This is a genomic window from Pseudomonas sp. PDM25, from assembly GCF_019219045.1.
Classification (GTDB): domain Bacteria; phylum Pseudomonadota; class Gammaproteobacteria; order Pseudomonadales; family Pseudomonadaceae; genus Aquipseudomonas.
Genome location: NZ_JAHUWL010000002.1, coordinates 453,420 through 471,976, shown reverse-complemented (window position 1 = coordinate 471,976; position 18,557 = coordinate 453,420). Strand labels below are relative to the sequence as shown.

General features: G+C 58.0%; 20 protein-coding genes and 2 pseudogenes. 10 read left to right on the top strand and 12 right to left on the bottom strand.

The annotated features are described in order from the left end of the window. Nucleotides 1-8: 8 nt before the first annotated feature. A complete protein-coding gene (locus KW848_RS04665; protein ID WP_218536022.1) occupies nucleotides 9-1,097 on the bottom strand; it encodes an SDR family oxidoreductase in 1,089 nt (362 codons plus the stop codon). Nucleotides 1,098-1,100: 3 nt separating this feature from the next. After that, complete coding sequence (locus KW848_RS04660; RefSeq protein WP_218536020.1) at nucleotides 1,101-1,520, bottom strand: ester cyclase; 420 nt, start codon at nucleotides 1,518-1,520, stop codon at nucleotides 1,101-1,103. Between the two features lie 117 nt (nucleotides 1,521-1,637). Between KW848_RS04660 and KW848_RS04655 the strand changes: the two genes are divergently transcribed. The 5 genes and pseudogenes from KW848_RS04655 (at nucleotide 1,638) to KW848_RS04635 (ending at nucleotide 6,632) form a co-directional block, all read left to right on the top strand. Beyond that, nucleotides 1,638-2,561: a LysR family transcriptional regulator gene (locus KW848_RS04655; RefSeq protein WP_218536018.1), complete on the top strand. Its 924-nt coding sequence runs from the start codon at nucleotides 1,638-1,640 to the stop codon at nucleotides 2,559-2,561. Nucleotides 2,562-3,201: 640 nt separating this feature from the next. Continuing rightward, a pseudogene (locus KW848_RS04650) lies at nucleotides 3,202-3,444 on the top strand (hypothetical protein); the annotation flags it as partial. A 156-nt stretch (nucleotides 3,445-3,600) separates the two neighbouring features. Next, nucleotides 3,601-4,173, top strand: a complete 573-nt coding sequence (locus tag KW848_RS04645) for a chorismate mutase (RefSeq protein ID WP_218536016.1) — start codon at nucleotides 3,601-3,603, stop codon at nucleotides 4,171-4,173. Nucleotides 4,174-4,324: 151 nt separating this feature from the next. Beyond that, on the top strand, nucleotides 4,325-4,753 hold the full coding sequence (locus tag KW848_RS04640; protein WP_218536014.1) for a nuclear transport factor 2 family protein: 429 nt from the start codon (nucleotides 4,325-4,327) through the stop codon (nucleotides 4,751-4,753). Between the two features lie 163 nt (nucleotides 4,754-4,916). Further along, complete coding sequence (locus KW848_RS04635) at nucleotides 4,917-6,632, top strand: amidase (RefSeq protein WP_218536013.1); 1,716 nt, start codon at nucleotides 4,917-4,919, stop codon at nucleotides 6,630-6,632. A gap of 66 nt (nucleotides 6,633-6,698) precedes the next feature. On the opposite strand, the gene KW848_RS04630 is transcribed toward KW848_RS04635, so the two are convergent. Continuing rightward, nucleotides 6,699-7,088 (bottom strand): cytochrome c family protein, encoded by a 390-nt coding sequence (locus KW848_RS04630; protein ID WP_218536011.1) that lies wholly within the window; start codon nucleotides 7,086-7,088, stop codon nucleotides 6,699-6,701. A gap of 38 nt (nucleotides 7,089-7,126) precedes the next feature. Then, a complete protein-coding gene (locus tag KW848_RS04625; protein ID WP_218536009.1) occupies nucleotides 7,127-8,092 on the bottom strand; it encodes a GlxA family transcriptional regulator in 966 nt (321 codons plus the stop codon). Nucleotides 8,093-8,197: 105 nt separating this feature from the next. On the opposite strand from KW848_RS04625, the gene KW848_RS04620 reads away from it, so the two are divergent. Next, the gene (locus KW848_RS04620; RefSeq protein ID WP_111448884.1) at nucleotides 8,198-8,767 is read left to right on the top strand and encodes an acyl-CoA thioesterase; all 570 of its coding nucleotides are present in this window, start codon (nucleotides 8,198-8,200) and stop codon (nucleotides 8,765-8,767) included. Nucleotides 8,768-8,976: 209 nt separating this feature from the next. Further along, nucleotides 8,977-9,114 carry a hypothetical protein gene (locus tag KW848_RS04615; RefSeq protein WP_192410764.1) on the top strand — a complete coding sequence of 46 codons (138 nt, stop codon included), beginning with the start codon at nucleotides 8,977-8,979 and terminating at the stop codon, nucleotides 9,112-9,114. Here the strand turns inward: KW848_RS04615 and KW848_RS04610 are convergent. Both KW848_RS04610 and KW848_RS04605 read right to left on the bottom strand, forming a co-directional pair. Then, a complete protein-coding gene (locus KW848_RS04610; protein WP_218536006.1) occupies nucleotides 9,098-10,372 on the bottom strand; it encodes a glucarate dehydratase family protein in 1,275 nt (424 codons plus the stop codon). The genes KW848_RS04615 and KW848_RS04610 overlap by 17 nt on opposite strands. Continuing rightward, entirely contained in the window at nucleotides 10,369-11,733 is a 1,365-nt protein-coding gene (locus tag KW848_RS04605; RefSeq protein WP_218536004.1) for an MFS transporter, read from the bottom strand. Before KW848_RS04605 ends, KW848_RS04610 begins: the two co-directional genes overlap by 4 nt. A 106-nt stretch (nucleotides 11,734-11,839) precedes the next feature. Between KW848_RS04605 and KW848_RS04600 the strand changes: the two genes are divergently transcribed. Then, a complete protein-coding gene (locus KW848_RS04600) occupies nucleotides 11,840-12,742 on the top strand; it encodes a LysR substrate-binding domain-containing protein (RefSeq protein WP_111448887.1) in 903 nt (300 codons plus the stop codon). Between the two features lie 445 nt (nucleotides 12,743-13,187). Here the strand turns inward: KW848_RS04600 and KW848_RS04595 are convergent, their stop codons facing one another. Then, a complete protein-coding gene (locus KW848_RS04595) occupies nucleotides 13,188-13,523 on the bottom strand; it encodes a hypothetical protein (protein ID WP_074878077.1) in 336 nt (111 codons plus the stop codon). A gap of 328 nt (nucleotides 13,524-13,851) precedes the next feature. Between KW848_RS04595 and KW848_RS04590 the strand changes: the two genes are divergently transcribed. Continuing rightward, nucleotides 13,852-14,412, top strand: coding sequence for a YSC84-related protein (locus KW848_RS04590; RefSeq protein WP_111448888.1), 561 nt, complete (start codon nucleotides 13,852-13,854; stop codon nucleotides 14,410-14,412). Between the two features lie 378 nt (nucleotides 14,413-14,790). Here the strand turns inward: KW848_RS04590 and KW848_RS04585 are convergent, their stop codons facing one another. From KW848_RS04585 to KW848_RS04575, 3 genes are all read right to left on the bottom strand, one after another. Then, the gene (locus tag KW848_RS04585; RefSeq protein WP_218536002.1) at nucleotides 14,791-15,288 is read right to left on the bottom strand and encodes an RES family NAD+ phosphorylase; all 498 of its coding nucleotides are present in this window, start codon (nucleotides 15,286-15,288) and stop codon (nucleotides 14,791-14,793) included. Next, a complete protein-coding gene (locus KW848_RS04580) occupies nucleotides 15,288-15,863 on the bottom strand; it encodes an antitoxin Xre/MbcA/ParS toxin-binding domain-containing protein (protein WP_218535999.1) in 576 nt (191 codons plus the stop codon). The genes KW848_RS04585 and KW848_RS04580 overlap by 1 nt, the downstream gene beginning before the upstream one ends. 294 nt (nucleotides 15,864-16,157) lie before the next feature. Continuing rightward, nucleotides 16,158-16,517, bottom strand: a complete 360-nt coding sequence (locus KW848_RS04575) for a DUF6124 family protein (RefSeq protein WP_150656226.1) — start codon at nucleotides 16,515-16,517, stop codon at nucleotides 16,158-16,160. 515 nt (nucleotides 16,518-17,032) lie between these two features. Between KW848_RS04575 and KW848_RS04570 the strand changes: the two genes are divergently transcribed. Beyond that, nucleotides 17,033-17,893 (top strand): phosphotransferase, encoded by an 861-nt coding sequence (locus tag KW848_RS04570; protein WP_218535996.1) that lies wholly within the window; start codon nucleotides 17,033-17,035, stop codon nucleotides 17,891-17,893. A gap of 15 nt (nucleotides 17,894-17,908) precedes the next feature. Here the strand turns inward: KW848_RS04570 and KW848_RS04565 are convergent, their stop codons facing one another. Together KW848_RS04565 and KW848_RS31705 are read right to left on the bottom strand one after the other, a co-directional pair. After that, nucleotides 17,909-18,367 carry an N-acetyltransferase gene (locus KW848_RS04565; RefSeq protein WP_218535994.1) on the bottom strand — a complete coding sequence of 153 codons (459 nt, stop codon included), beginning with the start codon at nucleotides 18,365-18,367 and terminating at the stop codon, nucleotides 17,909-17,911. Between the two features lie 89 nt (nucleotides 18,368-18,456). Beyond that, a pseudogene (locus KW848_RS31705) lies at nucleotides 18,457-18,546 on the bottom strand (hypothetical protein); the annotation flags it as partial. Nucleotides 18,547-18,557: the final 11 nt, after the last annotated feature.

Below are 18,557 nucleotides of genomic sequence, written 5' to 3'. Positions count from 1 at the left end.
TTCCCTACTCACTGTATGTTTACGTCCTTGTTCGTGTGTGCGGTCAATGTGGAAGGAGTGCGGTTCCGGGAACTTAAGGTGTGACTCTCAAACCAATCGTGATCGCGGTACCACGCCACCGTGTCGGTGATTGTCAGCTCTAGTGGCCGGAAACTCAGGCCAAGCTCCTGTTCACTCTTGCTGTGGTTGAAACAGGTGCGGTCCTTCTCTCGTACCAACAGGCGCAACGTGGCCATGCTCAGCAGAATGGGCTTGCTGGTAATACGCGCATACATCTCCTGCACAGCCGCCAACGTGTATAGAAAAGGGAGCGGTAGTTGTCGAACGGGGGTCTTGACGCCCGCTATACGTCCAAGCATAGGCACCAGCTCACGCATTGTCATATGCCGGCCCGCCGCGAGATAGCGCTCACCTCGCCGCCCATGTTTGGCTGCGGCAATCTGCGCCAATGCCACATCGCGGGCATCGACAACGGAGAAACTACCGGGGATCAGTCCGGGCAGTTTGCCGAGCACAACATCGTTAACCAACTGTCCCGAGGAGGTAGGGCCCAAGTCGGCTGGGCCCCACATCCAGCCAGGCAGGACCATGCAGGCATGCATCTCAGGATGGACCTCCAGGAACGACAAGACGGCACGGTCGGCGAGAATCTTGCTACGGTAGTAGTCATCCGCATCGGCATCAGCCCGCAGACATGTCTCATCGATGGACGTGCCAGGTGCGCCGTCGAGCACAGCAATGGAAGACGTATGGATGAACCGTCGTATACCGGCGCGGTAGGCCTGGTTTAGCAGGCGCCGCGTACCAGACACATTAATCTTTTCGAGTTCCTTCCAGTGGCTGCCGCCCTTGTAGTTGTCGCGAAAAAACGCCGCGGTGTGAAACACCGTATCGCAGCCTTGCAGCGACGCTGCGAATGCGTCGACATCGGCCATGTCCCCAACGACCAGTTCCACACCCGGCAAATTGTTGAACTGCTGTTCACCTTTGGCTCTTGAACGGACCAGGGCTTTGACCGCGTAGCCACGAGCGACCAATTCACGCACCAGGTTGTTGCCCAACAAGCCGGTTGCGCCAGTAACGAATGCGCTGTGCATGGCTCAACCCTCCGCTGGATAGGCTAACGGCATCAGCACCGCACTGTCGAAGAAGGCCTCTTCACGGATGGCCAGCCCGTCTCTGAAGGTGAAGTGTGCGGCGTAGTACGCGGTAATATGGCGTCCATGAGGTGGAATCACCCGGCCTGGCAGCACCAAGGGTGCGGCGAATGTGCCGGTCAGGAAGGCAGTCAGCGCCAAACGATCGTTACCGACGGCGAATGGGCTGAAAATCACGTGGGCATCGGGGAGCGCTTCGAGCAATGCGATCTCTCGTTTGCGCATGGCTTCACGACCGGTTTGTATCCCCATGCTGTCGAGGTAGGTGAAGTCTTCGCAAACCAGCGCAAGCATCGCCTCCACATCACGGCGATTGAAGGCACTGGCGGCGCGTTCCGCATAGTCGTTGGGGCCAATAGTCATACAGTCCATTCCATTCGTCTTCGAGGGCTTGTAGATATACCGTTGAGGCCTCTCCCGAAAAACAGCGACTACTGCATAATGGATTTGCACATATGCAGACCAGGGAGGATATGACGCATGGCGTTGCAAGCAAATTGGGACGATCTTCGTCTGTTGTTGGCAGTCTCGCGGCGTGGCAGCTTTCTTCAAGCTGGCCAGATGCTGGGTATTGCGGCGTCTACTGTGTCCCGCCGGTTGACCCAACTTGAGAGCGCCCTGGGCGAGCTACTCGTCGAGCGGGGCGTTGAAGGATGCTGGTTGACCTCGCGCGGCCAATCCCTCGTGGAAGTTGCCCTAGCGGCGGAGGCGGGCTTGAGGCGTCAAACCGTTACTGACATGTCCGGGCTACACACGGAGTTATTTGGCAGTGTCCTGGTCAGTGCAGGAGAGGGATTTTCGTCTTGCGTGCTGGAGGCTGCGAGTCGCTTCACCTCTCTTCACCCGCGTTGCTCGGTGGAGTTGATGGCAACAGCCGACTTTCACAAGATTGTCCGCGGTGTGGCAGACATTGCTGTACGCACAGCTCATCTAGGCGAACCGTCGCTGATTTATCGACCAATAGGCAGGCTCGCTTACGGTGTCTTCGCCGATGCAGGTTATCTGAAACGGTATCCAGGGGTGACTCCGGCCACTGCGGTTAATATTGCCTTGCTTCCTCCGCTGGACATGTTGCCGCAAATGCGTGCGGCAAAGGCCGCGGGTCTGGAACGCGCGCAGATCAGCGTGAATTCGTTCGCGGTTCAACTCGAATCGGTGAGGCGAGGAATGGGTGTGGCAGTACTGCCCCGTATTCTGGCGAAGGACCTGATCGAGCTGTTCCCGGATCTCCAACTTCCAGATATGGAAGTCTATCTGGTGACCCGGCCTCAGGCATTGAAACAGGCTCACATTAAATGTTTTTTTGCCATCCTGGAGCAGGTGCTGCTCGAAGCCCTTTCCATAGAAAATGTGGAAGGTTGCCTCTTGGGGGGGCGACCTGAAATGGGTGCATGGGGGCGCTAGACAAAAACAGAAATCGGGATGAGGGTGTGAGTTTTTTATGAGCGCGAACCACGTCGTAGCGAGATGTGACCAGGCACGGACACCCACAGTGTTCGTGCCGTTGGCCAATGCGGGGTTATGACGCCTTAAGCAACGCTGCGTATTCAACAGCATTGGTTTCGTGCGAACGTGGCGCTACCCCAGTGAGAGTATGTGCGTCGTCGGTTGCGGCAGCTGTCCAGTTTGATCGACAGCTCTACTACCCTGACAACCATGCCAGATCGCCTCACTCACCTGCTGGGTTCCTGGCTGCTGGAGGACATAGGAAGTTAGTAACCTAACGTCGGGCTTAGTTAAACGTGGTGAATGTAGTGTTGGGGAGCGGCTGACCGCTTCTGGCCGAGGCTGTGTAAAAACGTTTTTCAGCGCGACAGGTACTCAAAACCGGACTGGAAATCGCGCTTCTACGCAAACCCCTGGAGAGCCTCGACAGTTCAAGAGGTCCAGCATACCCCCGCTGTTCTGGCTGAGCGCTAGAACCGACGACAAGAGGATCATTGCCGGCGTCGATAGTCACCATCACCTCAATGAAGTTCTCATAAAAAATCCGCGGCGTAACATCAGCTCCAGACCCAACAACTACACCCCGGAGCACACCATCATGAAACGCCAAATCTTCCTCAGCATCGCTTTCTCGGTTTTTGCAGTTAACGCTTTCGCCGCTACCTCTGTTCACCCGGTTGTCGCTGAAGGCGGCTCGGATCGTCTGATTGAAAGTCGTGTGGCAGAAGGTGGTTCCGACCGTCTGATCGAGAATCGCGTTACTGAAGGTGGCTCCGATCGTCTGATCGAGAATCGCGTCGCTGAAGGTGGTTCCGACCGTCTGATCGAAAACCGCGCGGCATAAATGGATAGCTTTACCGAAGCACTCAACGAAGAGCCCGGCCTGACAAGCCGGGCTTTTTCGTGCACAAAATAAATCGATCCCTGCTTAATACCTCCGCCGCACCTGTGATACATAACACCCGATTGTGAGTCCCGTTCCCGATGAGGTTTGCCGATGCCCCGCTCCCCACATTTACCGCAACTGCTGATCTGCGCCGTCCTCGGTTTACTCGCCAGCAGCGCACAGGCCGGTGCGCCCTCCCCGGCGCCCGATAGCTTGCAACCGCTGCTGGTGACGTTGAACGAGCGCCTGAGCATTGCTGATCTTGTGGCGCTGACCAAGTGGGACAGTGGCAAACCGATCCAGGACAGTGCTCGGGAAGCGCAGGTCATCGCCAACGCCAGGAAGCTGGCCGTCGAGCGCAAACTGAACCCGGACGAAGTAGCCGAATTGATCGCCGCACAGATTGAAGCCAACAAGCTGGTGCAGTACGGGCTGGTGGCCCAATGGCGAGCGGCTGGCAAGGCGCCTGACACGCCACGGCCGGACCTCGCCAATCAAATCCGGCCACAGCTCGATGAGCTGCAAAACCGCCTGTTGCAGCAATACGCCGCCTTCGCGCCCTATCGCAAAGACCCGCAATGCGCGGACTGGCTAGCCAAAGAACGATCCCGCCTGGTCAAGGACGGTCTGCATGGTCAGGCACTGATACGCGCCACCGGGGAGCTGTGTGTCGCTGGTCAGTGACTGAGCAGCTTTAAAGCGGTCTCTAAAAAGAAGCCCAGCCTGATCAGCCGGGCTTCTTCTTTTTTGTGAGCTACTTTTAGTGCATCCGCAGGGTCGCAAGTCGGCCTTGGCGGCACTCTTGAATGTCTCACGGCCAACCATCGGAGCTGAAATGTCTGAACTGAAACTGCACCCCAAAGCCGCAGAATCCCTGAACCAGTGGCACGACATGATCAGCAAGGGTGACTTGAGTGACTTGCCCGGTTTGCTGGACCCACAGGCGATTTTCCGCTCCCCGATGGCTCACACGCCTTACCCGGGTGCAGCCGTGGTATCGATGATTCTCAACACGGTCATCGAGGTATTTGAGGATTTTGTCTACCACCGGGAACTGTCGACCGCAGACGGGTTGAGCGTCGTCCTGGAGTTCAGCGCCAACGTCAGCGGAAAAGCGTTAAAGGGCATCGACATGATCCGGTTCAACGAACAAGGAAAAATCGTTGAGTTTGAGGTGATGGTCCGTCCCTTGAGTGGCCTGCAAGCCTTGGGCGAGCAAATGGGGCAACGCCTTGGCGCTTACCTGGCGGCCAGCAAAGCCTGAAGACGTTGCATCGCCTTGGACGATGCCTCTGTTCCCCGCTTGGTGTTAAATAGAGCGCGAAAAGCAGCGCAACGAGAACACCGATGAACACCCATTTTGAGATTAGTGATGTCCCTGAGCCCAACATTCATCGCGTCGCCCATCAGCAGACGGTGGTAACAGCATGATCGAGGTCACCGAAGTTTCCATTGCCGAACTGCGGGCTGCGCTCGAATCGGGCCAAACCACTGCGGTTGAGCTGGTGCAGGCCTATCTCGCCAGGATCGATGCCTACGACGGACCCGACACGCCCACCGCCCTCAACGCGGTAGTGGTTCGAAACCCCGAGGCGCTGAACGAGGCGCAGGCGTCCGATGCCCGTCGGGCCAAGGGCGAGACGCTGGGTCCGCTCGATGGCATTCCCTATACGGCCAAGGACAGTTACCTGGTGAAGGGGCTCACCGCCGCCTCCGGCAGTCCCGCCTTCGCCAACCTGATTGCCTATCGCGATGCGTTCACGATTGAACGGCTTCGCGCTGCCGGCGCGATTTGCCTGGGCAAAACCAACATGCCGCCGATGGCAAACGGCGGCATGCAGCGCGGGGTCTATGGTCGTGCGGAAAGCCCGTACAACGCTGACTATCTCACCGCCCCCTTCGCCTCGGGCTCATCGAACGGCGCCGGTACGGCAACGGCCGCCAGCTTCGCGGCATTTGGTCTTGCGGAAGAAACCTGGTCAAGTGGACGCGGCCCTGCATCGAACAATGGTCTGTGTGCCTATACACCTTCGCGCGGGGTCATTTCGGTGCGCGGCAACTGGCCGTTGACGCCGACGATGGACGTTGTGGTGCCGTTTGCCAGAACCATGGCCGACCTGCTCGAGGTCCTTGATGTAGTGGTGGCGGATGATCCCGACACCCGTGGCGATCTGTGGCGGATGCAACCCTGGGTGCCGATTCCAAGTGTCGCCTCGGTGCGCCCCGCTTCCTATGCCGAGTTGGCCGTGAAGTCCGATGCACTGGCAGGAAAGCGCTTCGGCGTGCCGCGCATGTACATCAACGCGGATCCCGAAGCGGGTACCAGCGATGCGCCTGGCATTGGCGGTCCGACGGGGCAGCGAATCATCACCCGCCCATCCGTGATCGGGCTCTGGGAAGAGGCTCGCAAAGCACTCGAAGCCGCTGGCGCCGAAGTCATCGAAGTCGATTTCCCACTGGTCTCCAATTGCGAAGGTGATCGCCCGGGCGCGCCGACCGTATTTACGCGGGGCCTGGTGTCCAAAGAGTTCCTGCATCATGAATTGTGGGACCTGTCGGCCTGGGCGTTCGATGACTTTCTGCGGGCCAATGGCGATCCCAAGTTGAACCGCCTGGCCGATGTCGACGGACCGCTGATTTTCCCCCACGACCCGGGTACGCTCCCCAACCGGGAGGACGAACTTGCCGCAGGCATGGACGAGTACGTGAAGATGGCCGAACGCGGCATTACCCCGTGGGACCAGATCACCACGCTGCCTGACGGACTGCGCGGACTTGAACAGACGCGTCGGATCGATCTTGAGATCTGGATGGATCGGTTGAGGCTCGATGCGGTGCTGTTCCCGACGGTGGCCGACGTGGGGCCGGCGAATGCCGATGTCGATCCCAAGTCTGCGGATATCGCGTGGAGCAATGGCATCTGGGTCGCCAACGGCAACCTCGCTATCCGGCACCTGGGCGTTCCCACGGTCACAGTGCCGATGGGTGTCATGCCGGACATCGGCATGCCCGTCGGGCTGACATTTGCCGGTCGTGCCTATGACGATTCGACGCTGCTGCGCCTGGCTTCGGCGTTCGAGTCGATCGGCACGAAACGATTGATCCCGCCTCGCACCCCTCCCTTGCCGGTTGGTAAACAATAGAACGGCCGGGATTGGCGTGTTACACGCGCCAATCCCGTCCACTGGTTGACCGTCGTCCCCCGGGATTCATTGCCGCTGAAACGTCTGAAGGTACGCCAACAGGTTTTCGATCTTTTCCGGGTCGCTGAGGCCCCAGAAAATCATGCGGGTGCCGGGCACCACTTTTTTTGGCGCTTCGAGGTACGCGGTCAGCGTTTCGCGGGTCCAGACAATGCCGGCTGATTTCATCGCATCAGAGTATTGGTAATCCATGGTGCTGCCCGAAGGGCGTCCAAAAATGCCATTGAGCTGCGGCCCGAATGAACCGCGCGCTGACTCCCCGACCTGATGGCAGCCACCGCATATCCGCTTGAACAGTGTTGCACCCGCCTCAGCATCGCCGGCCGCGTGTGCGTGTGCGCTGAACAACCCTGCATTGAGCATCAGGGCGAAGGTGAGTACGGCGGTTTTCTGCATGTCCTGCTCCCAATCATCTGTGGCTTGGCGCCAGCGAATCAACTCGCACCCGCTTGAAACTTCTTCCTGTAAGCCGCCGGCAGCAAACCCACTCGCTGGCGGAACAGTCTACGGAACGAATTGCCATCTTCGTAGCCCACGGCGTAAGTGATGCTGTCGAGTGTCATGCGGGTGGATTCAAGCAGCTGCTTGGCCTTCTCCAGACGCAGGGTTTGCAGGTAGGTAATGGGCGTGTAACCGGTGGCCTCCTTGAAACGCCTTTTGAAGTTCCTGACGCCGAACCCGAATCGCTGGGCGACGTCATCAATCAACAGCGGCTGTTCGAAGTGTTCCTCCAGCCAGTGTTGAACCCGCAGGATGTCGCCATCCCCATGGTTCTTCGGCAATGACCACATCACGTACACCGATTGCTCGCTACGCACAGCGTCGACCAACAAGTATTTGCCGCACTTTTGCGCCAGTTCCAGTGAAGCGAACCGGCGCACGAGGTGCAGTAAAAGATCCATGGAGGCACTCGCGCCCCCGCAAGTGATCACGCGATTGTCCTCGCAGAGGATCTGCGTCTCCTCCAGACAGACCTCGGCATACCGACGACGAAACAGGTCGGCAAAAGCCCAGTGCGTGGTGGCACGAATGCCCTCCAGCAAGCCCGTTTCGGCCAGCAGGAATGCCGCCGTGCACATCGACGCCACCACGGCACCCTGCGCATGCTGTTGACGCAGCCATGGTCCATACGCTGAAAAGGCCGGCAAGGCGTCCTTCAGGGTGAAGAGGAATCCGGGGATCAGCACCAGATCGGTTCGCGGGATCTCGGCGGTGGACAGGTCCACGCGCAACGCCTGCCCTCCCCACGCAGCGACATCGTCGCCATCAAGCGAGGCGATGACCACTTCAAAAGGCGCGCCGGCCGTGTCGGCGAACAGGTTGGCGGCGCTGAGTACTTCCAGGGCCATCGTGGCGCTGGCGGCGGAACATTGATCCGCCAGTAAAAGCGTGACGTGCATAAATGATCCTATTGCGCTTTTCGCATGAAAAAAGTCATTTGCGCACCTACCTTACCCGATCCTTCCGCCCTAAAGTGCACCGGTCATTCAATCATCGGCGTACTTATGAATCTCTGGTTCCGACTTTTCCTCATGCTGTTTCGTCGTCCGTGGCGCAAGCCGGTTGACGCCTTGGCCACCACCGTCGTCCACATGCGCGTCTGGCCACTTGATCTCGACCTCAACCGGCACGTTACCAATGGCCGCTATTTCACCCTGGCCGATATAGGACGCATGGACTACGTGTTGCGCAGCGGTGCATTCCGGGTGGCGTTGCGCAATAAGGCCGTGCCGATCGTTGGGGACACCTGGGGCAAGTTTCGTCGTGAGCTGAAACTGTTCGAAGCATTCGAGATTCACACCAGGATGCTCGGCTGGGACAACAAGTGGAGCTTTATGGAGCACCGCTTCGTGAGCAAGGGACGCGTGGTCGGCGTCGTGGTGATGCGGGGTCTGTTCCGCTCTGCCAAAGGCACGGTTGCACCCGGCGAGTACGCCCGGGAGCTGGGATTGGCAGAACAGTCGCCGCCAATGCCGACGTGGCTGACAGACTGGTCGCAAAGCTGCAACGACATGAGCCGTGAGCTTCGAGAAGAAGAAGGTCAGCCTGCCCGACGCCCGCAGACCGTCGCGTAATGCTGTTCACTTAAGACATTCTTCAGTCGAGCTAGAACCTGTGGTGAGGGGATTTATCGGAATGCCGCACCACCCCGTTCGGCTGCGAAGCAGTCGTAATCCAGACAACTTAGTCTGTCTGAAAAGACGCTGGGGCCGCTTCGCAGCCCAACGGGGCGGTGCGACGTTTCGCTAAATCCCCTCGCCACAAATGTGGACGCCGCGCTTAAGTGAACAGTATTACGGACAGTCGCGAAGGCGCGCTCGAGCGTTGGCAACGTTACGGCACCGATCCGGTCAGTTTGCTCAGCACCTGGGAGCTGGCGCAGATCGAGCGTTTGCTGACGGAACTCAAAACCGCGGTTTGACCGCCTTCCACTCCGGCTTGTAACGCTGCATCTGTTTCACGTCGTCGCGCTGACGAATGCCGCAAGACAGGTACTGGTCGTGCAGCTTGCCCAGTTGATCGTGATCCAGCTCCAGGCCCAACCCGGGCGCGCGGGTGATCTTCACGCAGCCATCGACGATGGGGATTTTGCCGCCCTTGATCACTTCTTCATCCGGTTCCTGCCACGGGTAATGCGTGTCGCAGGCGTAATCCAGATTGGGCACCGCGGCGGCGACATGCGCCATCGCCATCAGGCTGATGCCCAAGTGCGAGTTGGAATGCATGGATACGCCAAGGCCAAAGGTGTCGCACATTTTCGCCAGCGCCTGGGTGTCGCGCAGACCGCCCCAGTAGTGGTGGTCGGCGAGGACGATCTGCACGCTGTTCAACGCGACACTGCGGCGGAACTCATCGAAGTCGGTAACCACCATGTTGGTTGCCAGCGGCAGACCGGTGCGCTTGTGCAGTTGGGACATGCCGTCGAGGCCCGGCGTCGGGTCTTCGTAATATTGCAGGTCATCGCCCAGCAGTTCAGCCATGCGAATCGAAGTTTCCAGCGACCAGTTGCCGTTCGGATCAATGCGTAACGGGTAACCGGGGAACGCCTTTTTCAGCGCCTTGATGCACGACACTTCGTGCTCCGGTGGCAGCGTGCCGGCCTTGAGCTTGATGCTCTTGAAACCGTTGGCCTCGATCATGCGCCGCGCCTGGGCGACGATCTGTTCTTCGTTTAGCGCTTCGCCCCAACTGTCGGGTTTGTAGGGTGAGTCGACGTGCTGGGCGTACTTGAAGAACAGGTAGGCGCTGAACGGAATCTCGTCGCGAATCGCACCGCCCAGCAAGTCCACCAACGGCACGTTCAACGAGTGCGCCTGCAAATCCAGGAACGCCACTTCGAACGCCGAATACGCATTGCTCACCGCTTTGCTGGCATGGGAGCCCGGCGCCAGTTCCGCACCGGCAATGCTCGCCGGTTTGTTCGCCGCCACCGTGGCCTGCACGATGCGGCGCAGTTGATTGAGGTTGAACGGATCGAGGCCGATCAGTTGATCTTGCAGTTGCTGCTGGATCAACAGCGCCGGGGCGTCGCCGTAGCTTTCACCCAGGCCAATGTAGCCGTTGTCGCTTTCAATCTCGATGATCGAGCGCAGCGCAAAAGGTTCGTGGATACCACTGGCATTGAGCAGCGGCGGATCACGGAAGGCGATTGGGGTGACGGTGACTCGTTTGATTTTCAAGAGGCTGCTCCCTTTGAACCTGAACTCAAGGCTTGCTGACTGATGGATTTTTCAGGCGTTGCGACGTCGCCACGCGGTGCCGTGCGGGCGAAAAAGATCACCACGGCCGCGACCAGTGACGTGGCCGCCAAACCGTAGAGGCCACCTTCGATGGAGCCGGTTTTTTGCTCCAGGAAACCGAACGCTGTCGGGGCAACGAAACCGCCGAGGTTGCCGATGGAGTTGATCAAGGCGATCACCGCGGCGGCGATGCGAGCGTCCAGATAGCCTTGCGGAATCGGCCAGAACAATGCCGAGGCGGCCTTGAAACCAATGGCGGCAAAACAGATGGCGACGAAGGCAAAGATCGGCCCGCCAGTGGTGGACATGAACATGCCGAACGCGGCGATCACCAGGGTCAACGCCACCCAGGCTTGCTGGTGTTTCCATTTGCTGGCCATGGCGGCGAAGCCATACATCGCGATGATCGAAATGATCCACGGAATCGAGTTGAACAGGCCCACCTGAAAGTCGCCGAGGTTGCCCATTTTCTTGATCATGCTCGGCAGCCAGAACGTGGCGCCGTAGATGGTCAGGGCGATGGAAAAGTAGATGAAGCAGAACAGCGCGATCTGCTTGTCGGCCAGCAGCTTGAACATCGACGGCTTGACCGTCTGTGTGGCTTCGCGGGCCTGTTGTTCCAGGGCGATGGCGTCAACCAGTGCGTCCTTTTCTTCGGCACTCAGCCATTTCGCCTCGCGCGGATGGGATTGCAGCCAGAACCAGACAAATCCACAGAGCACGATCGAGGCAAAGCCTTCAATCAGGAACATCCACTGCCAGCCATGCAGGCTGAAACCGCTGACATTCAACAGCGCGCCAGAGACGGGACCGGAGATCACCGAAGCAATGGCCGAACCGCTGAGGAAAATCGCCATGGCCTTGCCGCGCTCGGTCGACGGCAGCCATTGGGTGAAGTAGTAAATGATGCCGGGAAAGAACCCCGCTTCGGCTGCACCGAGAACAAAGCGCAGGACATAGAAGCTGGTTTCACCGCGCACAAACGCCATCGCCATTGCCGCCGCGCCCCAGGTGAACATGATGCGCGTCAGCCAGGCGCGAGCGCCGTAGCGTTGCAGCAGCATGTTGGAGGGGACTTCGAAGATCGCGTAACCGATAAAGAACAACCCTGCACCCAGGCCGTAGGCGGCTGCGCCGATGCCGAGGTCGGTTTCCATGTGGCTGCGCACGAAGCCGATGTTGACCCGGTCGATGTAGTTGACGATGAACATCACCACGAACAGCGGCAGCACATGGCGCTTCACCTTGGCCGCAGCGCGGGCGAGTAAATTCGGGTCCGGCGGACTCTGGACGGTATTCAAGGGGCAACTCCCAATCATTGTTTTTTTAGGGACAGGCCGATGATGGACGCAGGTATTGATCCCGTCTAATCTAACTTGGCATTCGATTGATACCTGGATTAGATCAATGTTCGAACTGACTCAACTGCGCTGTTTCACCACGGTGGCGACCGAACTGAATTTCCGCCGTGCCGCCGAACGGTTGAACATGACCCAACCGCCGCTCAGTCGACAGATTCAACTGCTGGAACATCACCTGGGTGTCGAACTGTTCACCCGCACCACCCGCAGCGTCGCCCTGACCGCCGCCGGCCGCGCCTTCTTCATCGAAGCGCAGAACCTGCTGGAGCGCGCCCAGCAAGCCGCCGTCACCGCCCGCCGTTTTGCCGAGGGCGACATCGGCTCGGTCAACATCAGTTTCGTTGGCAGCGCGGTGTATGAATTCCTGCCCAAGGTCATCGCTGAAGCGCGGCTCAAACAGCCGCATGTGAAAATCGACCTGATGGAGATGAACACCTACCAGCAGCATGAAGCGCTGCGTGCGCGGCGTATCGACTTGGGCATCGTTCGCGCGCCGTTGCTGGAGCCGGGATACGCCACCGAATGCCTGGTGCGTGAACCGTTTGTATTGGCGGTGCCGAGCAGTCATCGGCTGGCGAGCGCCGAAACCGTGTCGGTCAAAGACCTCGATGCGCAGCCTTTCCTGATGTACTCCCACGCCGCCTACCCGCCGTTCAACGAACTGCTGACCGGCATGCTCCGCTCTGCCCGCGTCGCTCCGGAATACGTGCAATGGCTCGGTTCATCATTGACCATCCTGGCCTTGGTCAACGCCGGCATGGGCCTGGCCCTGGTGCCTCGCTGCGCCACCAGTGTGGTGTTCAAGAACGTGGTATTTCGCGATATCGATTTGGGCGAAGGTGTGCAGAGCGAGCTGCATTTGATCTGGCGCGAGAACAATGACAACCCGGCATTTGCGATGTTGCTGGAGGGCATTCGAAGGGCTGTGCGAGAGGGATGGGGCGTTTGAGTTTGTCCGGTAGGATCTGCCCATCAAGTGAAGTGGTCGGGAAGGAACCGAGTGGCGCAAAACGCCAGCGTGACGCAAGGCCACTGACCGCGCGACTTACGCAATTCTTGTAGCAGCAGGCTTCGCCAGCTGCTACAGATTTGAGCGTCGCGATTATCCAAACTCCAGCAACGAAAAAGCCCGGCTAAACCGTAATGCTGTTCACTTAAGCCCCAGCCCAACATTTGTGGCGAGGGGATTTAGCGAAACGTCGCACCGCCCCGTTCGGCTGCGAAGCAGTCGTAAATCCGCGAGACTCAGTCTGCTTGAATGGACGCTGGGGGCCGCTTCGCGACCCAACGGGGATAAATCCCCTCGCCACAGGTTTCTCCGATTCAAGACTCTCTTAAGTGAACAGCATGCGGCCAAACCGGGCTTTTTCGCGTCAACAGGCAGAGCTCTGCGCTTACTGAACGTTCTTCAGCTTGACCACATCACCAGAGATTTTAGTGGTGTAGCCGGTCAGGACCCACGCCCAGAACCAGTTTTCCTGCACCTGGGTGTTGATCATCGCGTCACCGCCCTTGGCTTTGATCGCCGCGTTCTGAGCGCGAACAAAACGGTTGTTCTGCTGGATCGGGATCACGCCGAACAGCAGCAGGCCAGTGGCGCTCGCTTCGCTGTGGCCCAAGACGGTGTATTGGCTGCTTTCATAATGCTGGGTGTTCATCGGCGTGCCGGTGCAACCCGCCAGAACCAGACCGAACAGGGCAACGGCGACAACTTTACTGAGGTACTTCACTGAAAAACTCCATGAGATGTTGCCCGGGATCCATCTCTCGGGCGGCGCACACTTTAACGGATATGATGGCTAATTGATATCGCATCCGAGCACGGGCAACTATCGGCCAAAAGCAGCTTCAGACGACGAACCCGGCCGTTGCACAGTGGTCAAACCAACTGACGGCATCGCTGCGGATCAAAGGCCTTGGGCCTGGTTCATTCAAAAGCGAAGCTTTGTAATTCACACACATCAGGGTGCGCCGGATAACGTTCAGTAGGTTCGGATCCTGTCTGGTGCAGGCGCTGACTGCTGCTCCCATCCCCTGCTCCCTTACCGGAGTACGAAAATGACTCAGTCAATGCGCTTCTTCCTCTCAATCTTCCTCGCGACAGCATCGTTAGCATCAGCGAGCCTCCTCAACTATGCAGGTGCGGCAACCGCCGAGGACCTGAATGCCGACTCCAAGCAAGCGTTGCAAACGCTTTACAAGGCCTCACCCGTTGCCAAAGACATTTCGCAGAAAGCCAAAGCAGTGCTGGTCTTCCCGAAAATCATCAAGGCCGGCCTGGTGTTTGGTGGCAGCTATGGCGAAGGCGTGCTGATGAAGGGTTCGCAAGTAGAGAATTATTACAACTCCGTAACCGGGTCCTGGGGACTGCAGGCAGGCGCCCAGTCGTATGGCTATGCGGTGTTCCTGATGACCGACAAAGCCGTGGACTATCTACGTAAAACCAAGGGTTGGGAAGTCGGCGTAGGGCCCACCGTTGTATTGGTTGATGAAGGGGTGGCGAAGAATCTGTCCAGCACGACAGTGAAGCACGATGCCTACGCGTTCATTTTCGACCAGCAGGGGTTAATGGCCGGGATCAGCATTGAAGGAACCAAGATTTCCCTGATCAAGCGCTGAAAGCCTGCCCTTCAAGGGGGTGAGGTGAATCTTCTAACCAGATTAAAGGTGCAGTACCTTGTGTTTGTAACACCCACGTTTCGCAATCCATTCAGGTTGAGAGGTGGAACTCATGAACAACATCATCTACATCGTCGGGGCAGTTGTGATTGTCTTGGTGATCCTGTCGTTTCTCGGGCTTACATAGAATCGATAACCGTCTCGTATTGGCAAGGCTGTGCCCCGCATCGCGAGGCACAGCCTGCTCGCGCCTGACCTGTTTGGCCTTTGGAAACTCAACCGTTTGCGCCGTGCTCCACAGGGCATTGGGGATGTAGCGATAGTTGATCCGGCGACTTGGCGACTTGGCGGACACAGGTCCAGAGGGCAGGATCGTATTCAGGGCAAAGGCTTATTAAGCCGCCCATCAAGGGCAAAAGGTTCTTGCAGCACCAACTCGTACAACCCACTAGCCATTTGCGGGTTCATCAACAAATTCCAGCTATGCCGCGAGACACTGGATGGGACCAGCACAAAAGGATGCTGACTCAACAGCTCAGCGCCGAACTGTTGCTGGCTGCGACTTGGGGTACCCGGTACCAGCCAATTAGGGTTGGCAATGCTATCGGGCTGCACCACATAAATCCTGGACGGGTCCAGCACCCGGGCCTGCGTAAGACAATGGGGCTTGCAATCCAGCGCATCGAAATCTTTATGCACCGCGACCTCAAGGATGGCCGTAGAGGCGTCCAGCGCTGCATAAACCGTGGCCATACCTTTAGGGTTCCAGCGCCCACCCACCTTTTCAGCCCCCACGCCCAAATGCCAGGTGGGAGCATATTCAGCAGGATCAAGGCGCCAAAAATGAATCTCACTGCTCAAAGGGTCTTTAGCCATCAATAGACCCCATACTCAATACGCGTCAGAAAGTCAGTCACCAACTCATACCCGACCGAATTTGAAATCAGGTCGATCGGTACCTCACCATCCAGGCCCCGTGCAGGTTTGACCATCCACTGCTCGGCGAGCTCACGCGAACCCAGCACATCCGTTGCCTTTTCCAACACCTCGGCATAGTTGAGCGCTCGCGTGCTTTGCTCCGCGGTCAAAGCCTCATTGGGCGTTTTCAGTCGCCGCGCGAGCGTACGATCAGACGCGCCAACGATTTTCGACAACACGCCGCATTGCTTATACACCGTGCTGTTTTCGATCATATCCAGCACCGACTGCAGCGGGAAACCGTGTTTAACGGCCCTGTAAATCTCCATACGATCATCGCTGGTTTTTCCAGAAAGCAAGACCGCAACCATCGGTGGCACGCGACTCGAACCCGGCGTTGTCACCATCGCCGTATGCTCGCCATGACTTAAGACGGTGACTGCAGCCTTAGGGGCGCGTGGCTTGACCTTGCCTTTTTGGCTGGCATCTTTAACAACCTCATCGACTACAACATCTTTCTTCTTGGCGCTCATGGCAGCCTCCGCCGCTCTGTCATCTGGCATCAACTATAGTGCCAAATGGCAGAAAGACCTAATCCAACAACGCTTGCCTAAAACACACCGCTGTAGGAGCAAAGCTTGCTCGCGATGAACGATGACGCGGTATCCCAGGCCTGACACAAAACCCAATCACCGGCTAGCAGCGGCAACAAACACCGAGAAACCTGTGGCGAGGGAGCTTGCTCCCGCTGGGCCGCGCAGCGGCCCCCAAAAGGGAACAACTGCCCAACCCAACGTCAGTTACCCACTCACCACAGCAGACCGCACTTACGCAGGCGGTTCAATTTTATCCAGCAATCGGTTTGCCGTGATTTCAGCCACCATGACGCTGTTGGAAATGCCCAACAGGGAATAGCGCGAGCAACCCTCCAGGAGGTCCACCAACTCGTGGACCATCACATCAATCGAGGCCAGGGTTTCGACCAGAAAAACCGTCAGGGTTTCGGTCGTGGCCTCTGGGTCCACGGAAAACAGGGTGCTGCAGGTTCGCGGGGTGGCTTTGATGTCGGCAATCGACGGGAAGTGGTAATCGAGAGCCCGCTCGGCAGCTTCGTTGAGTTTTTTTGAATCGGGTTCGTATGGGGAGACCGGATCGGTGTCCGGCGGATTGGGTGTGACCTTGAACATGGTAAATCCTCGTTTACTGGTGGAGCTGCCACGTTCGTTTCCAAGCGAAGGGGTGGCAGCTGTACGCAGGTTGGAAAACCAGGGTAAACGAGCCCGGCAGACCTAAAAGGTCTCCCACGCACAGCCGCCATAACGGAATGCACATAGTGCGAAAAATTACGTTATGAAGAGGTGCTTTCGTGTCGTTTACCCGTCGAGTTTCCAAGCCCGACCGCTGAATGATCAGCGACACGGAAACGATAAAACCAAGGCCCACGACACACAAGCCGGCGGATTCTGGCGCAGCCGTAGGCAACGGCGCAAGGTCTTGTGGCTTTCAGGAAGTAACCTTGAACGCACTTAAACACGCATCCTGTGGCGATGTTTAAAACATCTGACACACGCTTGAAGTCAGGCCCCGCGATAAAAAATCAACCCTGTAAGTAAGGCTCTGCAGCGTCCTGCCGATAACGACAAAGCGTCGCGCTCGATTGCCGGCGTTTTATGGACCGCAAAGCATTTACCAGGGACTTTACATGCGTCACCTCAGACACCTTACTTCGCCTCTGAATCAGCAAAAGATTGCCGACGTCACGTTCCATTTCGATCCGTCTGATCAGAACGAACTGGTGACGGTGCTTCAGCGTTTTTTTGCCGCACCGGATCAACATGCCTTGCTGGATATTCCCGAGGAAACCCGCAGCGTGTTCCTGCTCGAAGGTGAGCGCAAATGGGTGTTGAAACACAATCGCCTGACCCACTGGAAAAAGCAGCTGCAGAACTTCCTGGGCCTCAAGCGTGTGTTCGGGTTGCATGACCTGACCAACGAGTTCATCAACCTGTCGGTTGTGTCCGCCAAGTCAGAATCGTCGCCCAGAGTGGCTGCATTCGGCCACGTCGGCCGTTTTCCGTTTCTCAAGGAAGAGTATTTGCTGGTCAGTTTTTTCGACAATCATTGCAGCGTCGATGAACGGATGATCGCCCAACCCGAACAGGCGCAAACGCTGCTATCGGACATTTTCCAACTGTTCGGGCAGACGCTGGTCGAGGGGTTTGTGCACATGGACCCGCACCCCAAGAACATTCTGATTGGCCCCGATGGCAGGTTGCGCCTGATCGATTTCGAATGCTGCGCGCATTCGGTGCTGGATCACGACTTCAGCCTGGGGTTTCTGCTGGGTTACTTCTATCGCTTCTGGTTCAACAGGTTCATATCGGTTGAACACTACAACGCGTGCTGTGAACGCTACCTGAAGCATCAGCACCCAGGGTTGAACCGTGAAGTTTTCCAGGCGGTGTATGAACGTTTTCGCGACCGTGATGTTTCCCGGAGCACCCGTTACCGCATCCTCACGAGCCCCAAGGCCCACGCTGCATTCCTGCGCGAGTTGAGGTAACCGGCAGCGGTTGGCTCAGCCTTGTTTCAAATCGAGGCAGTAGGTGTAGTAACCCGTATCGCGCACATAGCCCAGGGATTCATACAACCGTTGCGCGCCGACATTGTCCGTGGCTGTTTCCAGCACCATGCCTTTGGCGCCGGTCAACAATGCAAAGGCTCGCGCCGTGTTCATCAGCAACGTGCCTACGCCCTGCCCTCGGGCGGCAGGTGCTGTGAAGAGGTCGCCGAGCAGCCAGGTGCGGTGCGCGTCGATGGAGGAGAACGTCGGGAACAACTGGACGAAACCCAGCGCTTCGCCGCTGGGAGCCTGGGCGAAGAAAATCGCGGATTCATCCCGGGCAATGCGCTCGGCGATGAAGTCGCGAGACTGCGGCAGGTTCGACGGCTGGCCGTAGAAGCCTCGATAGGCATCGAACAGGCTGGCGATTTTATCGAGGTGGGATGCGTCGGCGCGCAGGGCCTGGATGTCCATGTTGATCGTTTCCTTGCGGATTGAATGGATGAGCGGGAAAAGGGAAATGTAGATCAAAAGATCGCAGCCTGCGGCAGCGCCTACAAGGGCGACGAGGTCTTGCTCGGCAGGTAGCGTGAGTAGTCCACCACATAAGGGCCAAAAGCGATCTGCCAGGAAGCGGACAATGTTCCTGTTAACTCACTGGCAG

Excerpts from the sequence above, each read along its gene's own strand:
- KW848_RS04665 (WP_218536022.1), bottom strand. The coding sequence starts at position 1,097 with ATGCACAGCGCATTCGTTACTGGCGCAACCGGCTTGTTGGGCAACAAC.
- KW848_RS04660 (WP_218536020.1), bottom strand. The coding sequence starts at position 1,520 with ATGACTATTGGCCCCAACGACTATGCGGAACGCGCCGCCAGTGCCTTC.
- KW848_RS04655 (WP_218536018.1), top strand. The coding sequence starts at position 1,638 with ATGGCGTTGCAAGCAAATTGGGACGATCTTCGTCTGTTGTTGGCAGTC.
- KW848_RS04645 (WP_218536016.1), top strand. The coding sequence starts at position 3,601 with ATGCCCCGCTCCCCACATTTACCGCAACTGCTGATCTGCGCCGTCCTC.
- KW848_RS04640 (WP_218536014.1), top strand. The coding sequence starts at position 4,325 with ATGTCTGAACTGAAACTGCACCCCAAAGCCGCAGAATCCCTGAACCAG.
- KW848_RS04635 (WP_218536013.1), top strand. The coding sequence starts at position 4,917 with ATGATCGAGGTCACCGAAGTTTCCATTGCCGAACTGCGGGCTGCGCTC.
- KW848_RS04630 (WP_218536011.1), bottom strand. The coding sequence starts at position 7,088 with ATGCAGAAAACCGCCGTACTCACCTTCGCCCTGATGCTCAATGCAGGG.
- KW848_RS04625 (WP_218536009.1), bottom strand. The coding sequence starts at position 8,092 with ATGCACGTCACGCTTTTACTGGCGGATCAATGTTCCGCCGCCAGCGCC.
- KW848_RS04620 (WP_111448884.1), top strand. The coding sequence starts at position 8,198 with ATGAATCTCTGGTTCCGACTTTTCCTCATGCTGTTTCGTCGTCCGTGG.
- KW848_RS04600 (WP_111448887.1), top strand. The coding sequence starts at position 11,840 with ATGTTCGAACTGACTCAACTGCGCTGTTTCACCACGGTGGCGACCGAA.
- KW848_RS04590 (WP_111448888.1), top strand. The coding sequence starts at position 13,852 with ATGACTCAGTCAATGCGCTTCTTCCTCTCAATCTTCCTCGCGACAGCA.
- KW848_RS04585 (WP_218536002.1), bottom strand. The coding sequence starts at position 15,288 with ATGGCTAAAGACCCTTTGAGCAGTGAGATTCATTTTTGGCGCCTTGAT.
- KW848_RS04580 (WP_218535999.1), bottom strand. The coding sequence starts at position 15,863 with ATGAGCGCCAAGAAGAAAGATGTTGTAGTCGATGAGGTTGTTAAAGAT.
- KW848_RS04575 (WP_150656226.1), bottom strand. The coding sequence starts at position 16,517 with ATGTTCAAGGTCACACCCAATCCGCCGGACACCGATCCGGTCTCCCCA.
- KW848_RS04570 (WP_218535996.1), top strand. The coding sequence starts at position 17,033 with ATGCGTCACCTCAGACACCTTACTTCGCCTCTGAATCAGCAAAAGATT.
- KW848_RS04565 (WP_218535994.1), bottom strand. The coding sequence starts at position 18,367 with ATGGACATCCAGGCCCTGCGCGCCGACGCATCCCACCTCGATAAAATC.